We start from the raw sequence: 19,017 nt of genomic DNA on the forward strand, positions 1-19,017 counted from the left end.
CGGCACCCTGTGCGGGGGTACCGCCCCTCTCCGCTGCCTGCCGCCCTCCGCCGTCACTCGCAGGCGACGCCGTCCCCGTCCCGGTCGAGGTGGGAGTCGTAGCCGGGGTCGCCCCGGTGGAGGGGCGTGACGCCGGCGGCGCGGGCCGCGGTGCAGTTCGTGTAGTAGGTGCTGCCGCCGCCCGAGCCGCTGTCATCGGAGCCGGAACCCGACCCCGAACCTGAACCGGAGCCGCTGCCCGCGGCCACCTCCGCGGTGACCGTCTTCGTGACCTTGACGGTCTTGGTCGCGGTGACCGTGGGCGCGGGCGCCGGAGTGGCGGTCTCCGTCGTGGTGGCCGTGACGGTCATCGTCGGCTGGGGCCTGGCCGCCGCGGGCTTCGCGTCGGCCGTGGTGTCGGTCTTCTTGTCCTGGCCGGAGCCGCCCGCGCCGATGCCGACGAGGAAGGCCAGTGCGAGGGCGGGGAGCACGTAGCGCTTGCGGGCCCACCGGGGTGCCGGGCGGACGGGCTGGGGCGCCGGTGGTACGGGTGGCATCGCGTATGGATGGGTCATCTCGTCCCCCTGTGTCTGGTGTGGCATGGAACGTAATGCCGGGACCGGGAGCGCGAAGGAGGAGTGACCAACCTGTGATGGTGGCGTCACTCGGTGTGGGGGGAGCGGGGTCGGGCCGACTCTCGTACGCTCTTTGTGCGCCGGGAGTCAGGCGTCTACGGAGGGAGCCGCCCATGTCCGGCTGGAACGAGAAGGCCGTCCCCGACCAGCGCGGCCGGGTCGCCGTCGTCACCGGGGCCAACAGTGGGCTCGGCTACGTCACCGCGCGTGAGCTGGCCCGCAAGGGTGCGCGGGTCGTGCTCGCCTGTCGGAGCGAGGTGCGGGGGAGTGCGGCCGCCGACCGGATCGTGGCCGAAGTGCCGGGCGCCGAGGCGCAGTTCGGGCGGCTGGACCTCGGGGACCTCGCGTCGGTTCGGGAGTTCGCGGCCACTTTTCCGTACGAGCGGCTCGATCTGCTCGTCAACAACGCCGGGGTCATGGCGATGCCGTACGGCACGACGGTGGACGGGTTCGAGACGCAGTTCGGGGTCAACCACCTCGGGCACTTCGCGCTCACCGGGCTGCTGCTGCCGGCGCTGCTCGACGCACCCGGCGCCCGGATCGTCACGCTCTCCAGCTTCATGCACGTGCTCGCCAACATCGACATCGACGACCTCAACAGCGAGCGCCGGTACAGCCGTTGGACCGCGTACTCCCGGTCCAAGACCGCCAACCTGCTCTTCACGCACGAGCTGGCGCGGCGGCTCGCGGCGGCCGGTTCGGGGGTGGTCGCGACCGCCGCCCACCCCGGGTACGCCGCCACCAACCTCCAGACCGCCGGTCCGCAGGCGGAGGGGCGCAGGGGCGCCGAGCGGCTCATGGAGGTCGGCAACCGGGTCTTCGCCCAGTCGGCGGAGGCTGGCGCGCTGCCGTCCCTCTACGCCGCCACCGCCCCCGACGTACGACCTGATTCGTTCTTCGGCCCCCGTATCGCCATGTGGCGCGGGGCACCGGCACCCTCCTGGCGGGCACCCTGGACCCTCAACGACCCGATGGGGCAACGCCTTTGGGCTGCCTCGGAGGCACTGACGGGAGTCGTGTACGACCAACTCAAGGCGTGAGTCGTCGAGTTGCCGGTATGCGGGCCAGGCCCCTGAGCCTCATGCCGTCGCGCCGCTGTCCACCACCAGGTCCGTGCCCACCACCGACGCCGCGTCGTCCGAGGCCAAGTAGAGGACGGCGGCGGCCACTTCGGACGTGGCGGAGATACGGCCCAGGGGGAGCGTGACCCGAACCCGTGCGGCGCGGTCGGCCTCCGTCTCGCCGGTGCGCAGGGCCATGGGGGTGTCGGTGGCGCCGGGGCTGACCACGTTGATACGGACGCCCTCGCGGATGTGGTCCACGGCGGCCCCCTTGCTCAACACGGCCACGGCGGCCTTGGACGCGGCGTAGGCGGCGGCCCCGGGGCTGCTCGTGTGCACGCCGAAAGTGGACGCCACGTTGACGATCGCGCCGCCGGACGACTGGGCGCGCATCTGCCGGATCTCCGCCTGGAGCGCGAGGAAGACGCCGGTGACGTTGATGTCGAGCTGCGTGCGCCAGTCCTCCTCGGTGAGGTCGGCGAGGGGGCGTCCGCCCCGGAAGATCCCCGCGTTGTTGACGGCCACGTCGAGCGAGCCGTACCGGTCGACGGCTGCCCGCACCAGGGCGCGGGCGTCAACGGCCTTCGACACATCGGCAGTTACCGCGAGGGCCTTACCGCCACCGGCCTCGACCAACGCGACGGTCTCGTCCAGCGGTTCGCGCCGCCGTCCCGCTACGACGACGTTCGCCCCCTCCGCCGCGAACGCGAGGGCGATCGCCCGTCCGATACCCGAGCCCGCCCCGGTGACGAGGGCGGTCCTGCCGGAGAAGCGGGCTGGTGTGCTGCGGCTGGTCATGATCTCCCCTTTTCTTGACCGATCAGTTCAATATAAGGACATGAGAAGAGGCCCTGAACAGAAGGACGTCTCAGTCGAGCAGTGTCAACGCCTGCTCCGCCGCGTCCCGCACCCGCGCCGGATCCCCGGACGCCCGGCCGACCACCCGCAGCCCCTGCATCAGCACCAGCAGCATGCGTGCGAGGGTGAGCGGATCGCGGTCGGCGGGCAACTCGCCCTGCGCCTGTGCCCGCACCAGCGCCGAGCGCAACACCGCCTCCAACTGGTCCCAGTTGCGCTCGACCAGCCGGGTCGCGGCCGTGTCGTGCGGGGCGAGTTCGGCGGCCGTGTTGGTCACCAGGCAGCCCAGCGGCCGTAGTTGCTCGTCCGCCGCCTCGGCCGCGTACCGCCGTACGATCGCTCGCACGGGCGGCAGCGCGGGGCCCGGCTGGGACAACTCCCGCACCATCGGGGTGAGTCCGGACCGGTCGTAGCTCTCCAGTGCCTTCAGGTACAGGTCGTGCTTGTTGCCGAAGGTCGCGTAGATGCTGGCCCGCCCGACGCCGAGGTGCTCGACGAGGTCGGACATCGACGTCGCCTCGTAGCCGCGCCGCCAGAACAGCTCCAGGGCTGCCCGCAGCGCGGCTTCGGGGTCGAACTCCTTGGTCCTGGCCATGCCCGACAGCCTAGGTTTATCGAGAACGTTCAGTCAAGAAAGCTTGCCCGGACAAGCCGAACAAGCCCAACGGGAGGGCCCGCCGGTCACGCGAACTCGGGGATGAGCTCGCCCACCCGCCGAATGCTGTCCATCACCCGCTCGTGCGGGATCGCCCCGACCTGCTGGAAGCACATCAGCCGGTCGATGCCCGCGTCCGCGTACGCCCGCAGCTTCTTGCGGCAGGTGTCGGGGCTGCCGACGATCAGGGAGTCCTGTGCCATCAGCGCCTCGAACAGCTCGTCCTCGGGGACGGTCTCGCCCTGGAGGATGCGGCCGATGGCCAGTTGGGCCGCGTTGGGGGCCGTGTCGACCTCGTCGCGCAGGAACGCGCCGGTCAGGCCGCCACCGGCCGGGTCGGCCAGGATGCCCTGCTGGATCGTCATCGTCTCGACGAACGCGTCCGCCGCCTCGAAGAAGGTGAGCGCCCGGGCCGTGTACCAGGCCGCCGCCGCTGCCGCGCCCGACCGCAGCGCCTCCTCGTCGGTCTCGGCACAGTGGACGAACGTGAAGAACGCGATCTGGTCGTTGACGAAGGCACCGGCGGGCTGTTCGCAATCGGCTACGGCCTCCCGGTACAGCTCCACCAGGCGCGCCACCCGGGTCAACGGCTCCCAGAGGGTCGTGCCCAGGACGCCCACTCCGCGCCGGCCCGCCTCCTCGAACGACGCCGGGCTGGAGGCCGCCTGCCACAGGGGCGGGTGCGGCTGTTGGAGGGGTGCGGGGACGAGTGGCTGGTCACCGGCGCCCGTCCACAGCCGGGGTATCTCCTCGAAGGCCCGCTGGGTCTGGGCGCGGGCGCTCGCCGGGTCCACGCCGAACATGCGCCACTCCGGCGCGGTGGAACGGGTCAGGCCCAGCTCCACCCGGCCGCCGCTCAACTGGTCCAGCCAGGCGGCCCGTTCGGCGACCCGCCGAGGGTGGTTGATCTCGGCCGGTGCCAGCACCGCCGCGTGTCCGAGCCGGATCCGGGAGGTGCGCTGCGACAGCGCCGCCAGCAGCAGTTCCGGCGCCGAGCTGAGGCTGAACTCCGCGGCGCCGTGGTGCTCCACCTGCCACCAGCAGTCGTACCCGAACTCGTCGGCGAGCACGGCCTGTTCGACCGCCTCCGTGATCCGCCGGTGTTCGTGGTCCTCGGTCGCCCACGGCCTGGGGTCCTGGATCTCGCTGAACATGTCGAGCTTCACGTGCTGAACTGCCCTTCTCTCCGGCCGACTTGTGGTGGGAGGGCTCCCACGCGGCCGGATCAGACTGTCAGGGAAGTGTGTTACGGGCGTGACGTCCCGCTGTGAGGCTCATGTGTAGGTTGTTGTTCAGGAGGACCGGTCCCGCCGCAGCGACGCCACCAGCAGTTCGGTGAACTGTGTCGCCGACCAGGACGGCCGCCGCCCCGTCGCCGTCTGCACCTGTGCCTCGCGCTGCCGGAACACCGGGTGGTCGACGGGGACGTACGCCACGCCCTCGGTCCCGGTGTCCCGCCCGTCGCCGCCCAGGTCTCCCAGGTCTCCGAGGTCTCCGACCAGGGCGAGGCCGCCTCCCGCCCGCACGAACTCGTACTGCGGAGCGAGGCTGTCGCAGACCAGTGCGGGGCGGACCGTGATCCCCTCCAACTGCGCCCCGATGTCGAAGAGTTCACGCTGACTGGTGCCCGGTGAGGCCAGGGCGAGGGGGTACGCGCACAGGTCGGCGAGGCCGATGCGGTCGCGGCCGGCGAGTTCGTGACCGAGGGGGACGATCGCCGCCACCGGGACCACGACCGCGCACTCGACGCGGACGTCGTGCTGCGGGCCCATCGTGTAGGTGACGGCGACGTCGGCGAGGCCCTCGACCACGCGGCGGGTCGCCTCCTGGCGGGCGACGACGTCCACGCGGAAGGCCACGTCGGGGTGGGCGCGCCGGAAGTCGGCGACGGCCCGCGGCACCAGCCGTCGCGCGAACCCCTCCGAGCAGGCGACGGCGACACTGCGCGCCTCCGCACCCCGTCCGGTCCTCAACTCCTCGACGAGCGTGGTCGATTCGGTCTCGGTGCGGCGCGCGTGGGCCAGCAGCCGGGAGCCGGCCTCGGTCAGCGTCATCCCGCGCGGATGCCGGGCGAACAACGGAACACCGATACCGGACTCCAGCTTGGCGACCTGCCTGCTGATCGCCGAGGGCGCGACGTTCAGGGCGTGCGCCGCCTCGGTCACCGATCCGGTGCGGGCGACCTCCAGGAAGTAGGCGAGGTTCACCGGCAGAAGTTGCATAGGGGCCCCTGTGGTCACGCCTGTGGCCGCGCCCGTGGTCGCGCGATGCGTTGCCGAAAGTAGAACGCATCACGTCACAAACGGCAATGGTCGCAGGCCCGGATCCGCCCTACGCTGCTGGCACGACGAGAGCGCACCGCCCGCCCGACCGCCGCCCTCCCTGGAGAAATCTTCCCGTGATACCTGAGAAACTGGCCCGTAAAGCCGAGGAGTTCGTCGGCTCGGGTGCCTTCTTCACCGAGCTGGCCGCCATGGTCGCGTACGCCACGGAGAGTTCCCGACCGGAGGGCCGCCTTGCCATTGAGGCATACCTCGACGAGTTCCTGACCCCCGCCCTGACCGCCCTCGGCTGCGAGGTCACGCGCCACGACAACCCCGATCCGGCGGCCGGCCCCTTCCTGATCGGCACCCGCGTCGAGTCCCCCGACCTCCCGACCGTGCTCGTCTACGGCCACGCGGACGTCGTCGAGGGCCAGGCGGGCCGGTGGAGCGAGGGCCGCGACCCGTGGACGCTGACCGCCGAGGGCGAGCGCTGGTACGGGCGCGGCGCCGCCGACAACAAGGGCCAGCACCTGGTCAATCTCGCCGCCCTGCGGCTACTCATCGCCGACCAGGGCTCGTTGGGCTTCAACCTGACCTTCCTGCTGGAGTCCGGCGAGGAGATCGGCTCACCCGGACTCGCCGAATTCGCCACCGAACACCGGGAGTTGCTGCGCGCCGACGTGCTCGTCGCCTCGGACGGACCACGCCTGGACGCCACGACCCCGACGCTGTTCCTCGGCGCACGCGGCGGCCTCCAGCTCCAACTCACCGCCGATCTACGGCCGGACGCCTACCACTCCGGCAACTGGGGCGGCCTGCTGCGCAACCCGGCGACCACCCTGGCCGGAGCCATCGCCACCCTGGTCGACGGCCACGGTCGTATCCGCGTACCGGAGTTGCTGCCGCCCGCGATCCCGCCGGAGGTCCGCGAGGCACTCGCCGGTGTCACCGTCGCGGCCTCGCCCGGTGACCCGTTGCCGGACGAGGGCTGGGGCGAGCCCGAACTGACCGCCGCCGAACGGCTCTACGCCTGGAACACCCTCGAAGTCCTCGCCCTCGGCGCGGCAGACGCCGAGCGGCCGGTCAACGCGATCCCGGGCAGCGCCCGCGCGGTCCTCCAACTCCGGTACGTCGTGGGCACCGACGCCGGTCGGGTCGCCGAGGCGGTCGCCCGGCACCTGGCCGAGCACGGGTACCCGATGGTCGACGTCCGGGTGCTCGGCAGTTTCGCCGCGAGCCGCACCCCGCTCGACGACCCGTGGGTGCGCTGGACCCGGACCGCGCTCGAAGAGGTCACCGGCGGTCCGATCGCCGTACTGCCCAACATCGGCGGCTCCCTGCCCAACGCCGTCTTCACCGACGTCCTCGGCCTGCCGACCCTCTGGCTGCCCCACTCCTACCCCGGCTGCCTCCAACACGCCCCCGACGAACACCTGTTGGCGTCGATCGCCCGCGAGGGCCTGGTCCTGGCGGCCGGCCTGTTCCACGCGCTGGGCCGTCCACCGGCGGACCGGCCGCTCCCCACGCACGCATAGCCCCCCTTTCGCTCCCGAGTCTCGGCACCCGCGCCCCGTCCGGCACACCCCTCCCCAGCACCCGCCGGAAGGACCCCCGATGACCGCTCCGTCCCCCCAGCCCACCCAGTCCGCGCACCCCGACGACACCCGGGCACCGAGCCGCCCCACCGCACGACGTGCCATCGCGGTGGCCGGCATCGGCAACGCGCTCGAGTTCTTCGACCTCGCCCTGTACGCCCTGATGGCGTCGTACATCGGCCGCACGTTCTTCCCCGGCGGCAACCCGGGCGTCCAACTCGTGCAGGCCTACGCCGTGTTCGGCGTGACCTATCTGATACGGCCGCTCGGCGGGCTGCTGCTCGGCGCGTACGCGGACCGCAACGGCCGTAAGAAAGCACTGGTGTTGTCGATCCGCCTCATGGTGCTCGGTACGCTGCTGCTCGCGGTGATGCCGGGCTACTCGACCCTCGGGATCGCGTCGACCCTGGGGATCGTGCTCGCGCGGCTGATCCAAGGGTTCGCCGCCGGGGGCGAGTTCGGGGCGGCCACGTCGTTCCTGGTCGAGCAGGACGAGCGGCGCAAGAGTTTCCTCGGCAGCTTCCAGTTCGCCAGTCAGGGCCTGTCGACCCTCATGGCGGCAGGGTTCGCGGCGGCTCTCACGGCTCTGCTGTCCGACGCCCAGATGACGTCGTGGGGCTGGCGCGTGCCGTTCGCGTTCGGTCTGCTGATCGGCCCGGTGGGCTATTTCGTACGCCGCTGCATGGACGAATCCCCGGCCCTGGCACCGGAGTTGGAAACGGACGCCCCGAAGCCCTCGCCGATCGTGTCGGTCTTCCGGCACCACTGGGGCGGGCTGCTGATCGCCGGCGGTGCGCTGATCGTCTCGACGGCGCTGAACTTCATGCTCCAGTACCTGCCGACGTACGGCATCGGTCAACTGGGCCTGGACGCCTCGCTGTCGTTCACCGCGCTGCTCATCGCCGGGGCCGTCCTGACCTTCGTCACTCCGCTCGTGGGACTGCTGGGCGACCGCCACGGCCGGCTGCGCATCATGATCCCGGCCGCGGTGCTGATCGGCGTGAGCGTCGTCCCGCTCTTCCTGTGGCTCAACGCCTCGCCGTCCTTCCTCACGTTCGCGGTGTGCGCCACCGCCCTCGCCCTCCTCAAGGCGGTGTACTTCGGCACGCTGCCGTCGGTGATGGCGGACGTCTTCCCGGCCCGGGCCCGCGCGACGGGCCTGTCCTTCAGCTACAACACGACGGTCGCGCTCTTCGGCGGCTTCACACCGACGATCGCCGCGGCCCTGATCGAGGCGACCGGCTCGCCGGTGGCACCGGGCTACTACCTCTTGGCCACGGCCGTGTTGAGCACCGCGGCCCTGACGACCGCGCTGCGGACGCATCGCATCCGGTAAGGGGGAGGAGCGGTTCGCGCGTCACCGAGCTCGACCGCCTCTCCTGCGTCGTCACCCCGCCCGCACCTCGTACGTCGCCACCCGCACCGACGCGTCGTCCAGGCACTCCCCGGAGAGCAGGTCGAAGCGCTGCTTGAGCAGCGGCGACGCGACGAACGGGCGGCCCTGGTGGGTGCCGGTCAGGCCGCGGGAGAGGACCGCCGCGCCGCTGAACGGGTCGCGGTTGTCGATGCCGTAGAGGGTGCCGGAGCGGTCGCGGAAGAGGGCGACCTGGCTGCCGTCCGGCAGCAGGGCCGCCACTCCGCGGCCGGGAGTGAGCAGGTTCAGGTCGCAGACCGTGAACCAGCCCTCGGTCAGCTGGAGTTGGACCTTCAGGTCGGTCGTCTCGGGAGCCAGTGTCATCGCTGGGCGCTTCCTTCCAGGACGTCTGCGGTCTGCTGGGGCCGCATGCCGATGGTCAGCAGGGGCAGGTCGGGCTTGATCTGGTCGCGCTCGGGGACGAAGCCGACGACCGGGTCCGGGGTGTCGGGCGCGTTCACGAACGACACGAACCGGGCCAGCTTTTCGGGGTCGTTGATGGTGGTGGCCCACTCGTCGCGGTATCCGGCGACATGCGCGGCCATCAGCGACTCCAACTCCCCGCAGATGCCGAGCGAGTCCGCCACGACCACGTCCCGTACGTGGTCGAGGCCGCCCGGAATCCGCTCCAGCCAGACGCTCGTGCGCTCCAGCCGGTCGGCCGTACGGATGTAGAACATGAGGAACCGGTCGATCAGGCGCACCAGTTCGGCATCGGACAGGTCCTTCGCCAGCAGGTCCGCGTGGCGTGGGGTCGCGCCGCCGTTGCCGCCGACGTAGAGGTTCCAGCCGCTCGCGGTGGCGATGATCCCGAAGTCCTTCGACTGGGCCTCGGCGCACTCGCGGGCGCAGCCGGAGACCGCCGACTTGAGCTTGTGCGGGGAGCGCAGGCCCCGGTAGCGCAGCTCCAGGTCGATCGCCATCCGCACCGAGTCCTGCACGCCGTAGCGGCACCAGGTCTGGCCCACACAGGACTTGACGGTGCGCAGGGCCTTTCCGTACGCGTGGCCCGACTCGAAGCCGGCGTCCACCAACCGGGCCCAGATCAGCGGGAGTTGTTCCACCCGCGCGCCGAAGAGGTCGATGCGCTGGCCGCCGGTGATCTTCGTGTAGAGGCCGAAGTCGCGGGCCACCTCGCCGATCACGATGAGCTTCTCGGGGGTGATCTCGCCGCCGGGAATGCGCGGCACGATCGAATAGGAGCCGTTCTTCTGCAAGTTGGCGAGGAAGTGGTCGTTGCTGTCCTGCAAGGCCGCCTGCTCGCCGTCCAGGACATAGCCGCTCGCGCCGATCGTCGGGGCGAGGGACGCGATGATCGAGGCGACCGTCGGCTTGCAGGTCTCGCAGCCGTCGCCACCCCGGGCGCCCTCACGTCCGTAGCGATCCAGCAGATCCTGGTAGGAGTTGATCCGCAGCGCGAGGGCGATCTCGTACAACTCCTCGCGGGTCTGCGCGAAGCAGCCGCACAGGCCCTTGTCGACCTCGACGCCGTTCGCCTCCAGCTCGGCGGTGACCAGCTGGCCGAGCACCTTGATGCAACTCCCGCAGCCCGTACCGGCCTTGGTGCACTTCTTCACCTCGGGCACGCTCGTGCAGGAGTGGTCCGTCACCGCGCCGCGGATCGCGCCCTTGGTGACGTTGTGGCACGAGCAGATGACGGCCGCGTCGGGCAGCGCGGACGGACCGAGCTGGACGGCGCCCCCGGAACCCGCCGGCAGCACCAACTGCTCGGGGGAGACGGGCGGTACGGACCCCGTGAACGCGCGCAGCGTGCCGTACGCGTCCGCGTCGCCGACCAGGATGCCGCCGAGCAGCTCGCCGCCCCGCCCGATCACCAGCTTCTTGTACGTGCCCGCCCGCGCGTCGGAGTAGACGACGTCGAGGCAGTCCGCGGTCGTGCCGTGCGCGTCGCCGAAGGACGCCACGTCCACGCCGAGCAGCTTCAGCTTGGTCGACAAGTCCGCGCCGGTGAAAGCCGATTCGTCCCGAGCGATGGTCGCCGCAGCCGTCTCCGCCTGCTCGTAACCGGGCGCCACCAGGCCGTACACCCGGCCGTCCGCAGCCAGCGCGCACTCACCGATCGCGAACACGTGCGGGTCGGCGACCGTACGGCACTGCTCGTCGACCGCGATGCCGCCGCGCTCACCGACCGACAGGCCGCAGTCCCGGGCGAGTTGGTCGCGGGGGCGGACACCGGCGCTGAACACCACCAGGTCCGTGGCGAGTTCGGAGCCGTCCGACAGCTTCATGCCGGTGACCGCGCCGTCCGCGCCGGTCAGGATCTCCTGGGTGCCCACGCCCGTGTGGACGCTCAGGCCCATGTCCTCGATGGTGCGCAGGAGCGCGGCGCCGCCACCCTCGTCGATCTGCACCGGCATCAGGCGCGGCGCGAACTCCACGATGTGGCTGGTGAGTCCGAGCCCCTTCAGCGCGCCCGCGGCCTCCAGGCCGAGCAGCCCGCCGCCCACCACGGCACCCGTCGTCGCCCGCGACCTGGCGTACGCCTCGATCGCGAGCAGGTCCTCGATCGTGCGGTAGACGAAACAGCCCTCGGCGTCCTTGCCCGGGACCGGCGGCACGAACGGGTACGAGCCGGTGGCCAGGACGAGCGTGTCGTACTCGAGTGACAGTCCAGAGCGGGCGGTTACCGTCTTCGACACGCGGTCGATCGTCTCCGCCGGGTCGCCGACGTGCAGCTCGATCCCGTGGTCCGCGATGAACTCCGCGTCCGTGAGCGAGAGTTCCTCGGGCGTACGGCCCGAGAAGTACGAGGTGAGCTGGACGCGGTCGTAGGCGGGACGCGGTTCCTCGCACAGCACGACCACGCGGTGCGTGGCGGTCAGGCCGCGCTCGGCGAGCGCTTCGAGGAAGCGCTGACCGACCATGCCGTGGCCGACGAGCACGATGGTGGGCACCACACGCGGATTCGAGGTCATGCCCAGGAGCCTGCGACGCCGGTGTTACCCGACCGCATCCCACCTGTTTCCCGCGAGGAACGCTGCCCTCAGCGGGAGCACGCGGGGGGTGTGAGGGTTCGGGGTGCGCGCCGGGGGCGGAGTGTGAGGCCGGGCCCGGTCCGCGCCGGTTCGGTTAACCGAACCCCGCGCTTCCGTGCAGGCACCATCGTGTACAGCGGGCGGCGGCGGAAAGCTGGAGACATCGGTTCACGGCAGTTCACAGGGGCTGCGCCGATTCATGTGCAGGGGGATGCACCATGACCACCACCCGCGATCTGCCCACCCGACCGGCCGCCCCGGACACCCTGTCCGTCCGCGCGTGGCGACTCGTCCGTGAACCGTTCACCGCCACCACCTGGCGCCGCACCGCCTACGCGCTCCTCGCCCTCCCGCTCGGCCTGGCCTGCATCCCGCTCGCACTCCTCGGCGCCCCCACGGCCCGCTGGCAACGGGGTTTGGTCCACCGCTTCCTCGGCACCGACCTCTCCGGCACGCCCCGCGCCGGCGGCCTGCCCCACGCCCTCCTCGCCACACCCCTCAACCTCCTCACGGCGTTCATCACGCTCTACGGCTGGGCGATCGTCCCCATGAACCTCGGCTGGCCGCTCCGCGCGGGCGACGACTACTCCGGCGCCTGGGGCGGGCCCACCTTCGCCGGGGCCTGGGCCTTCCACGCAGTCCTCGGCGGCATCGGCTTCCTGCTGCTGATGCCGTGGGTGGTGCGCGGCCTGACCGCCGTCCAGGTCCGTGTCGCCAGGTCGCTCCTCTCCTAGGTTGATCCCCATGCCGAGCCTCCGCTCCCGCCTCTGGTCCCGCCTCCGCTCCAGTCTCCGCACCCGCGCCACCGCCACCTTCGGCCGCCGCGCCCTGGCCGCCGTCCTCTACGGCGTGATCGCCCTCCCGCTCGCCCTCGTCGGCTTCTTCCTCACCCTCGTCGGGCTGGCGTTCGGCGGGGCGCTGTCGGTGACCACGCTCGGCCTGTGGCTGCTGGCGGCGACCGTGCGCGGCGCGCTGGCGCTGGGCGCCCTGCAACGGGGCCTCGCCCGACGGCTGCTCGGCCTGGAGATCGAGCAGCCGGGCGTGGAAGACGGAGGTACTGGCGTTGGCGCCGGCGGAATCCTCAGCTGGCGCCGAGGCATCCTGCTCGACCGAACCGGCTGGCGGGCCGTGGGCTGCGCCCTGTTGACCCCGTTCACAGCCGTTTTCGCGTACGCAGCCGTCGTCATCGGCTACATCTACGGCGCCCTGTTCACACTGCACCCGCTGCTCAAGCGCTGGAACTACAACACGGTTCACACCACCGACGGCACCACGCACCGCGGCTCCACACACCACGTGTCACTGGAGTTCTTCGGTTACCAGCTCGATTCCTGGCCGCGCTGGTTGATTCCGTTCACAGCCGGTTTGCTGTTGCTGGCCGTCGCACCCCTCCTCCTCCGTTACGCCCTCGGCCCACACCGCGCCCTGTTGACCGTGCTGCTCGGCCCCGACGCCGCGACCCGCCGTATCCGCACCCTGGAGGAAACCCGCGCCCGAGCCGTCGACGACGCCGCCGCCACCCTCCGCCGTATCGAACGCGACCTGCACGACGGAACCCAGGCCCGCCTGGTGGCCCTGGCCATGCACCTCACGCTGATCCGCGAACTGGTCACCGCCGGCGCCGAACCCGCCCGCGTCCTCACCGCCGTCGACACCGCGCAGGGCAACGCCACCCAGGCCATCACCGACCTGCGCCACCTGGTCAAGGGCATCCATCCGCCCGTACTCGACGAGGGTCTGCACGCCGCCCTCACCACCCTCGCCGCCGACAGCGCCCTCCCGGTCACCCTCACCACCGACATCGGCACCCGCCCGACCCCGGCCGTCGAGACCATCGCCTACTTCTGCGCCGCCGAACTCCTCGCCAACGCCACGAAACACGCCCACGCCACGGCGGCCGCCGTCGACGTCACCGCCCGCGACGGCGTCCTGCGCCTGCGCGTCACCGACGACGGACAGGGCGGCGCGAAGATCGGCGCGGGCTCCGGACTCACCGGCCTGCTCGCCCGGGTCCGCACGGTCGACGGCACACTGACCTGCGACAGCCCGCACGGAGGCCCTACCGTGGTCACGGTCGACCTGCCCCACACGTGACCCCACACCTGAGCGGACCCGATCGGAGCGGTATGCGCGTCGTCATCGCCGAGGACTCGGCCCTGTTGCGCGACGGCCTGGTCCAGTTGCTCCGCCTACGGGACGTGGAAGTCGCCGCGGCGGTGGGCGACGCCGAAGCGCTCCTCACCGCGGTGGCAGCACACGCCCCGGACGTAGCCGTCGTAGACATCCGCCTCCCGCCCACCCAGACGGACGAGGGCGTACGAGCGGCCGTACAACTACGCGACCGGCACCCCGAGACCGGTGTCCTGCTGTTCTCGCAGTACGTCGAGACGACCCACGCGGCCCAACTGCTCGGCAATCCGGCCGGGTTCGGGTACCTCCTCAAGGAACGGGTCGTGGACATCGGGGAGTTCGTCGGCGCGCTGGAACGCGTCGCGGCCGGCGGCACCGCGCTCGACCCCGAGGTGGTCGCCCAACTCTTCGGCGCCGCCCGCCGATCCACCGCCCTCGACACCCTCACCCCGCGCGAACGCGAGGTCCTCGCCCTGATGGCGGAGGGCCGCACCAACCACGCGATCGCCACCGCGTTCACGGTCTCGGAACGAGCCGTCGAGAAGCACGTGGCGAACATCTTCGCGAAGCTCGACCTGCCCCCTTCGGAGACGGGAAACCGCCGCGTACTCGCCGTACTCCGCTACCTCGAGACCGGCCGCTGAAGCCCGCAAAAGCCCGCCAAGGCCCGCCGAAGCTCAGAAACCCCTCAGGTACATGGACGGCACACGCACCCCGTCCATAAGGTCATGATCATGCCCGACATACCGCTGACCATGGTCGCCGTCCTCTGCCTCACCGCCCTCGCGGCCGGCTGGATCGACGCCGTGGTGGGCGGCGGCGGACTCCTCCTGCTCCCGGTCCTCCTCCTCGGCCTGCCCGCCGGCACCCCGGCCGCCACCGCACTCGGCACCAACAAGGCCGTCGCGATCGTCGGCACGTCCGGGGCGGCGGTGACGTACGCCCGCAAGGCACCCGTGAACGTCGGCCTGGCCGTACGCATCGGCCTCGCGGCACTCGCCGGCAGCTCGGCCGGCGCCTTCTTCGCGGCCGGTATGAGCACCGACGTACTCAAGCCGGTGATCATGGTGGTCCTGCTCGCCGTCGCCACCTTCGTGATCCTGCGCCCGGCCTTCGGCACGGCCCCCGCCCCCGGCCCGGCCACCCGCCGCCAGATCCTCGCGGCGATCGGCCTCGCCGGCCTCGGCATCGGTTTCTACGACGGGCTCGTCGGCCCCGGCACCGGTACGTTCCTGGTCCTCGCGCTCACCGCCGTACTCCACCTCGACCTGGTCACCGCCTCCGCGACCGCGAAGATCGTCAACTGCTGCACCAACGCGGGCGCCCTCGCGATGTTCGCCTGGCAGGGCACGGTCCTGTGGCAACTCGCCGGTCTGATGGCGGTGTTCAACCTCGCGGGCGGCATGCTGGGCGCGCACGCGGCACTGAAACAGGGGAGCGGTTTCGTGCGGGTCGTGCTGCTGACGGTGGTCTTCGCACTGGTGGCGAACCTGGCGTACCAGCAGTGGCTGGCATGAGACCAGCCCAATGGCCGGCGTCCAAAGGCTGGTTGGCCCTACCGGCTACCACTCAGGTGCGCGAACACCACCACATTCCCCTGGTACCCCGTCGACCGCGAGTACCCGCCCCCACACGTGATCACCCTCAACTCGGGCCGCCGCGCGGCCCCGTACACCTTCTGGTCGGGAAAGCGGCTCGCCTGATACGCCTCGACCGCGTCCACCGTGAACAGCGCGACGCTCCCGTCCAGCCGGTCCAACTCGATGGTGTTGCCCTTCTTCAGGGCGCCGAGGTCGTAGAAGACGGCGGGACCGTCGGCGTTGTCGACATGCCCCGCGACGACCGCCGTGCCGGTCTCACCGGGGGTGGTCCCAGCCTCGTACCAGCCGGCGAGGTTCTTCTTCGCGGCCGGGGGCACGTCCAGGCTGCCGGTGCTCGTCAGCTTGAGGCCCATCAGCGGGGCGTTCACATGGATGGCCGGGATCCGGATGCGATCCGGCGGCGACGGCGGCAGCGCACGGGCCGCGGTACGCGCGGTGGCCGGATCGGGCCGCCCCTCGGCGGCGGACGGCTGCGGCGGAGCGTTCGTCCCGGAGCCGCCGGTCAACAGCCACGCGCCCGTGCACAGGGCGACCACGGTGACGACCCCTATCGCGGTATTGGCCCCGGTCGCGGTAGTGCCGTATCTGCGACGCATGAGGAATCAACCCCTCTCCAGCGACTGGCCCCGCGCCCCCCTCCGGGCCACGAGGGGCGTCGGACCCGGAGGGGGAGGGGACATGCGGTACCGGCGGACGGACAGCGGAGGGTGTCCGTCAGAACCTGTCGCCTCTCGCCCGGCGATGCAGGAGCCAGGTACCGCCCGCGGCGGCGACGGCGAGAGCCGCCACGCCGGCCGCGGTCTGCACGGGGTCGGGGCCCAAGGCACCGCCGACCCCCGTCTTCACACTTCCGCGCGGCTGCACCTGCTGCCGCATCGAGGCCAGCGTCACCAGCAGATCGCCGCTGACCTCCCGGCCGTCCGTGCACTTCGCGACGATCTCGTACGTCCCCGGTTGCGCACTCGGCGGCACCTTGAACTGCCCGATCGCGTCGCCCTCGTGCGCGCTCGGCGCCAGCGTGAACGTGCCGGCGCCCACCGCGCTGGCGTCACCGGCGGCCGTACCGTCGTCGCCGCACGCCGCCGTGTTCACCGTGACGTCGCCGCCCGGCACGGCGTTCGACGGGAACACCTCCAGGCTGCCGCTCTCGGCGCCGTACGCCGGCGCGGTCGCGAGACCCGCGGCGGCGACGGCGAGCGCGGTGCCGGTCAGCAGACGGGCGGTACGTCGCATCGGTGCTCCTCCGAGCTGTGGTTGGCTGCCCTTCCGAGGTAAGTGGCACCGGGCCGAGCCCGCTTCCTGAGCGAGCGTCAGAAATGCGGTGAATGGGTGTCAGAAAGGGGCCAGGACGGCCCGTCCCGTCGTCGTTTCAGCAGGTCATAGCGGTACGACGGGGTACGGCGAAACCCGTCCCGGAGAAGAACCCGAAGAGCGCAAGCCGCGCGTGTGAACGGGTGATGACCTCACTTGACCTCAAGAATGGTTGAGGTACGAGGCTGCCCTTATGGACACCACTACCGCTCCTCTGGCTGTCACGGTCGTCATCGGCAGCAACCGCCACGGCCGCTTCGGCCCGGTCGTCGCCGACTGGCTCCTCACCCACGTCCGCGACCACCCCGACCTCATCCTCCAGGTCGTCGACGTGGCCGAGACCGACCACCTGCCCACCAGCCTCGCCCCGACCCCGGAGGCGACCGCGGCGCTCGCCGACATCACTCCCAAGCTGGCCGGCGCGGACGCCTTCGTCGTCCTCACCCCCGAGTACAACCACTCCTTCCCCGCCGGCCTCAAGAACCTGATCGACTGGCACTTCATCGAGTGGCGCGCCAAGCCCGTCGCCCTCGTCTCCTACGGCGGCCTCGCGGGCGGCCTGCGCGCGGTGGAACACCTGCGCCAGGTCTTCGCCGAACTCCACGCCGTCACGGTCCGCGACACCGTCTCCTTCCACAACGCGGGCGCGTCCTTCGACGACGACGGCCGCCTCAAGGACTCCACGGCCCCGGACGCGGCGGCGAAGGCGATGCTGGACCAACTGGTCTGGTGGGGAAGGGCGTTGAAGGAAGCGCGCCAGGTGCGGCCGTTGATCTGACACAAGGGAAGGACGCAGAAAGAGGACGCAAAAAAGGGGCGGCCGACGCAGGTCGGCCGCCCCCTTCACACCGTCACTGACGGCCCGGTGTGCTGCCCGGGCTGGTGCGCCGGGCGGACGTGTCAGAAACCGAAGACGCCCTGGAACGTGCCGCGGTCCCAGTCGTGGTCCGTCTTGGTGGTCGACGCGTAGACGGGGCCGACGTGGTTGATGACACCGGCGAACATCGTGTTGTCGACGTGCCCGGAGCCCTGGGAACCGGTGCCCTGGACGAGCGCGCCGTCGTCGTGGGGGAACGGACCGTTGTCGTGGGCGAGGGCGGCACCGGCGCCACCGAGCAGGATGCCTACGGCGAGGACGGACGTGGTCAGGGCGGAACGCATACGCATGACTACTCCCAAAGATCTCTGGAAGACGCGCCGAAAAACAGACGCATCGGTCGGTTCAACGCCTAAACGATCACTGAAAACGGCATGCCGCCTCGGTGACGCCACGTGGATCACCCCCTGATTCACTCGAACGGGAACCCGCTCCACGCCATAAGAACCGCACCGCCGGAGCATGCATCCCGGCATGAGTGTGGACAGGGCGTACTTCACCGTCGGGGCCACCGTGTCCACGTACGACATCGACGCGGACGCGGCGGACCCGGCGCAGGACTGGCAACTCGGCGCGGCCTGGGCCGGGTTGCCACCGGGCTGGGAGGAGGGCGTCGACGCCGCGGTCGACCTGGGCCAGGCCCGCCTGTACGTGTTCCGGGGCACGGAGTACGTCCGCGTCCCGTTCGCCACCCAGACCGTCGACGACGGCTACCCGCTCACCACCCGCGACAACTGGCCGGGCCTCTCCTTCGACACCGTCGACGCGGTCATGAACTGGTCCGACGGAAAGCTCTACTTCTTCAGCGGCCCGCAGTACGTCCGCTACGACATCGCCGCCGACCGCCAGGACCCCGGTTACCCCAAGCTCGTCGCGGACGGCTGGAGCGGAGTCACCGCCGACTGGATCGGCGACGGCATCGACGGCGCCCTCGACCCCGGCAACGGACGGGCGTACCTCTTCAAGGGCACCGAGTACGTGGGCATCGACTGGCACACCAAGAAACAGGAGGACGGCTACCCACTCACCATCACCGACCAGTGGCCCGGCCTGACCGGCCCCTACGACGCGATCTGGTCGAACGCGGCCACCACACCGCCGAGTTCACCGCCGAGTTCGAGCAAGGCGGCCCGATTCCGGCTCTCGTACGGCGAGTTCGCCACCGCCAGTGAGACGGCGACCGGTGTCCCCGCGCTGGTCACGCTCGGCCAGGCGGCGCTGGAATCCGGCTGGGGCTCGACCGCGCCCGGCAACAACTTCTTCGGCATCAAGGCGAAGGCGACCGACCCGCCCGAGACCCGCCAACTCCTCAGGACCCAGGAGGTGTTGGACCGGCCGGACGTCGCGTTCCCCGAGGTCATCTCCGTGACGCGGCGTCCCGACGGCAAGTACCTGTACGTCGTCCGCGACTGGTTCCGCGTCTACGCGACCCCCGAGGAGTCCTTCACCGTCCACGGCAACTATCTGCGGAACAACGCCCGTTACGCCCCCGCGTTCGAGCACACCGACGACCCGTACGCCTTCGCCCGGGCGGTCGCGGACGCGGGGTACGCGACCGCGACGAACTACTACGACTCCCTGGCCTCCGTCATGCGGAACATCGAGACGGCCACCTGAATCGGCCGGTCATTCACTTATCCG

Annotated in this window: 19 protein-coding genes; 9 read left to right on the forward strand and 10 right to left on the reverse strand. The window is 71.1% G+C overall.

Going from position 1 to position 19,017, the window contains the following annotated elements:
- Window positions 1-53 precede the first annotated feature (53 nt).
- The gene (locus OG714_RS33975) at window positions 54-554 is read right to left on the reverse strand and encodes an excalibur calcium-binding domain-containing protein (RefSeq protein WP_406126767.1); all 501 of its coding nucleotides are present in this window, start codon (window positions 552-554) and stop codon (window positions 54-56) included.
- A gap of 173 nt (window positions 555-727) precedes the next feature.
- On the opposite strand from OG714_RS33975, the gene OG714_RS33980 reads away from it, so the two are divergent.
- Window positions 728-1,654 carry an oxidoreductase gene (locus tag OG714_RS33980; protein ID WP_406126769.1) on the forward strand — a complete coding sequence of 309 codons (927 nt, stop codon included), beginning with the start codon at window positions 728-730 and terminating at the stop codon, window positions 1,652-1,654.
- A 39-nt stretch (window positions 1,655-1,693) separates the two neighbouring features.
- On the opposite strand, the gene OG714_RS33985 is transcribed toward OG714_RS33980, so the two are convergent.
- From OG714_RS33985 to OG714_RS34000, 4 genes are all read right to left on the reverse strand, one after another.
- The gene (locus tag OG714_RS33985) at window positions 1,694-2,473 is read right to left on the reverse strand and encodes an SDR family NAD(P)-dependent oxidoreductase (protein ID WP_406126771.1); all 780 of its coding nucleotides are present in this window, start codon (window positions 2,471-2,473) and stop codon (window positions 1,694-1,696) included.
- A 70-nt stretch (window positions 2,474-2,543) separates the two neighbouring features.
- Window positions 2,544-3,128: a TetR/AcrR family transcriptional regulator gene (locus OG714_RS33990; protein ID WP_406126772.1), complete on the reverse strand. Its 585-nt coding sequence runs from the start codon at window positions 3,126-3,128 to the stop codon at window positions 2,544-2,546.
- Window positions 3,129-3,214: 86 nt separating this feature from the next.
- Window positions 3,215-4,354, reverse strand: a complete 1,140-nt coding sequence (locus OG714_RS33995; protein ID WP_406126774.1) for an LLM class flavin-dependent oxidoreductase — start codon at window positions 4,352-4,354, stop codon at window positions 3,215-3,217.
- A 126-nt stretch (window positions 4,355-4,480) separates the two neighbouring features.
- Window positions 4,481-5,410 (reverse strand): LysR family transcriptional regulator, encoded by a 930-nt coding sequence (locus OG714_RS34000; protein WP_406126776.1) that lies wholly within the window; start codon window positions 5,408-5,410, stop codon window positions 4,481-4,483.
- Between the two features lie 176 nt (window positions 5,411-5,586).
- Here OG714_RS34000 and OG714_RS34005 point away from each other — a divergent pair, with 176 nt between their 5' ends.
- Window positions 5,587-6,987 (forward strand): M20 family metallopeptidase, encoded by a 1,401-nt coding sequence (locus OG714_RS34005; RefSeq protein WP_406126778.1) that lies wholly within the window; start codon window positions 5,587-5,589, stop codon window positions 6,985-6,987.
- Between the two features lie 79 nt (window positions 6,988-7,066).
- Window positions 7,067-8,383 (forward strand): MFS transporter, encoded by a 1,317-nt coding sequence (locus OG714_RS34010; RefSeq protein ID WP_406126780.1) that lies wholly within the window; start codon window positions 7,067-7,069, stop codon window positions 8,381-8,383.
- A 51-nt stretch (window positions 8,384-8,434) separates the two neighbouring features.
- Here OG714_RS34010 and nirD read toward each other — a convergent pair whose 3' ends face one another.
- Window positions 8,435-8,785 (reverse strand): nitrite reductase small subunit NirD, encoded by a 351-nt coding sequence (nirD, locus tag OG714_RS34015; protein WP_406126782.1) that lies wholly within the window; start codon window positions 8,783-8,785, stop codon window positions 8,435-8,437.
- The gene (gene nirB, locus OG714_RS34020; protein ID WP_406126783.1) at window positions 8,782-11,397 is read right to left on the reverse strand and encodes a nitrite reductase large subunit NirB; all 2,616 of its coding nucleotides are present in this window, start codon (window positions 11,395-11,397) and stop codon (window positions 8,782-8,784) included. The genes nirD and nirB overlap by 4 nt, the downstream gene beginning before the upstream one ends.
- 278 nt (window positions 11,398-11,675) lie before the next feature.
- Between nirB and OG714_RS34025 the strand changes: the two genes are divergently transcribed.
- The 4 genes from OG714_RS34025 to OG714_RS34040 all read left to right on the forward strand — a co-directional run bounded on the left by OG714_RS34025 (window position 11,676) and on the right by OG714_RS34040 (window position 15,104).
- Window positions 11,676-12,191 carry a hypothetical protein gene (locus OG714_RS34025; RefSeq protein WP_406126785.1) on the forward strand — a complete coding sequence of 172 codons (516 nt, stop codon included), beginning with the start codon at window positions 11,676-11,678 and terminating at the stop codon, window positions 12,189-12,191.
- Between the two features lie 10 nt (window positions 12,192-12,201).
- Window positions 12,202-13,551, forward strand: coding sequence for a sensor histidine kinase (locus tag OG714_RS34030; RefSeq protein ID WP_406126787.1), 1,350 nt, complete (start codon window positions 12,202-12,204; stop codon window positions 13,549-13,551).
- Between the two features lie 32 nt (window positions 13,552-13,583).
- Window positions 13,584-14,231, forward strand: coding sequence for a LuxR C-terminal-related transcriptional regulator (locus OG714_RS34035; protein ID WP_406126789.1), 648 nt, complete (start codon window positions 13,584-13,586; stop codon window positions 14,229-14,231).
- Between the two features lie 90 nt (window positions 14,232-14,321).
- Window positions 14,322-15,104, forward strand: coding sequence for a sulfite exporter TauE/SafE family protein (locus OG714_RS34040; protein ID WP_406126790.1), 783 nt, complete (start codon window positions 14,322-14,324; stop codon window positions 15,102-15,104).
- A 38-nt stretch (window positions 15,105-15,142) separates the two neighbouring features.
- On the opposite strand, the gene OG714_RS34045 is transcribed toward OG714_RS34040, so the two are convergent.
- Window positions 15,143-15,784, reverse strand: coding sequence for a class F sortase (locus OG714_RS34045; RefSeq protein ID WP_406126791.1), 642 nt, complete (start codon window positions 15,782-15,784; stop codon window positions 15,143-15,145).
- Window positions 15,785-15,902: 118 nt separating this feature from the next.
- Entirely contained in the window at window positions 15,903-16,421 is a 519-nt protein-coding gene (locus tag OG714_RS34050) for a hypothetical protein (RefSeq protein WP_406126793.1), read from the reverse strand.
- A 271-nt stretch (window positions 16,422-16,692) separates the two neighbouring features.
- On the opposite strand from OG714_RS34050, the gene OG714_RS34055 reads away from it, so the two are divergent.
- A complete protein-coding gene (locus tag OG714_RS34055; protein WP_406126794.1) occupies window positions 16,693-17,277 on the forward strand; it encodes an NADPH-dependent FMN reductase in 585 nt (194 codons plus the stop codon).
- A 122-nt stretch (window positions 17,278-17,399) separates the two neighbouring features.
- On the opposite strand, the gene OG714_RS34060 is transcribed toward OG714_RS34055, so the two are convergent.
- On the reverse strand, window positions 17,400-17,666 hold the full coding sequence (locus OG714_RS34060; protein ID WP_406126795.1) for a hypothetical protein: 267 nt from the start codon (window positions 17,664-17,666) through the stop codon (window positions 17,400-17,402).
- Window positions 17,667-17,850: 184 nt separating this feature from the next.
- Between OG714_RS34060 and OG714_RS34065 the strand changes: the two genes are divergently transcribed.
- Entirely contained in the window at window positions 17,851-18,993 is a 1,143-nt protein-coding gene (locus OG714_RS34065) for a hemopexin repeat-containing protein (protein WP_406126797.1), read from the forward strand.
- Window positions 18,994-19,017 lie beyond the last annotated feature (24 nt).

Source organism: Streptomyces sp. NBC_00989, assembly GCF_045162655.1.
Classification (GTDB): Bacteria; Actinomycetota; Actinomycetes; order Streptomycetales; family Streptomycetaceae; genus Streptomyces.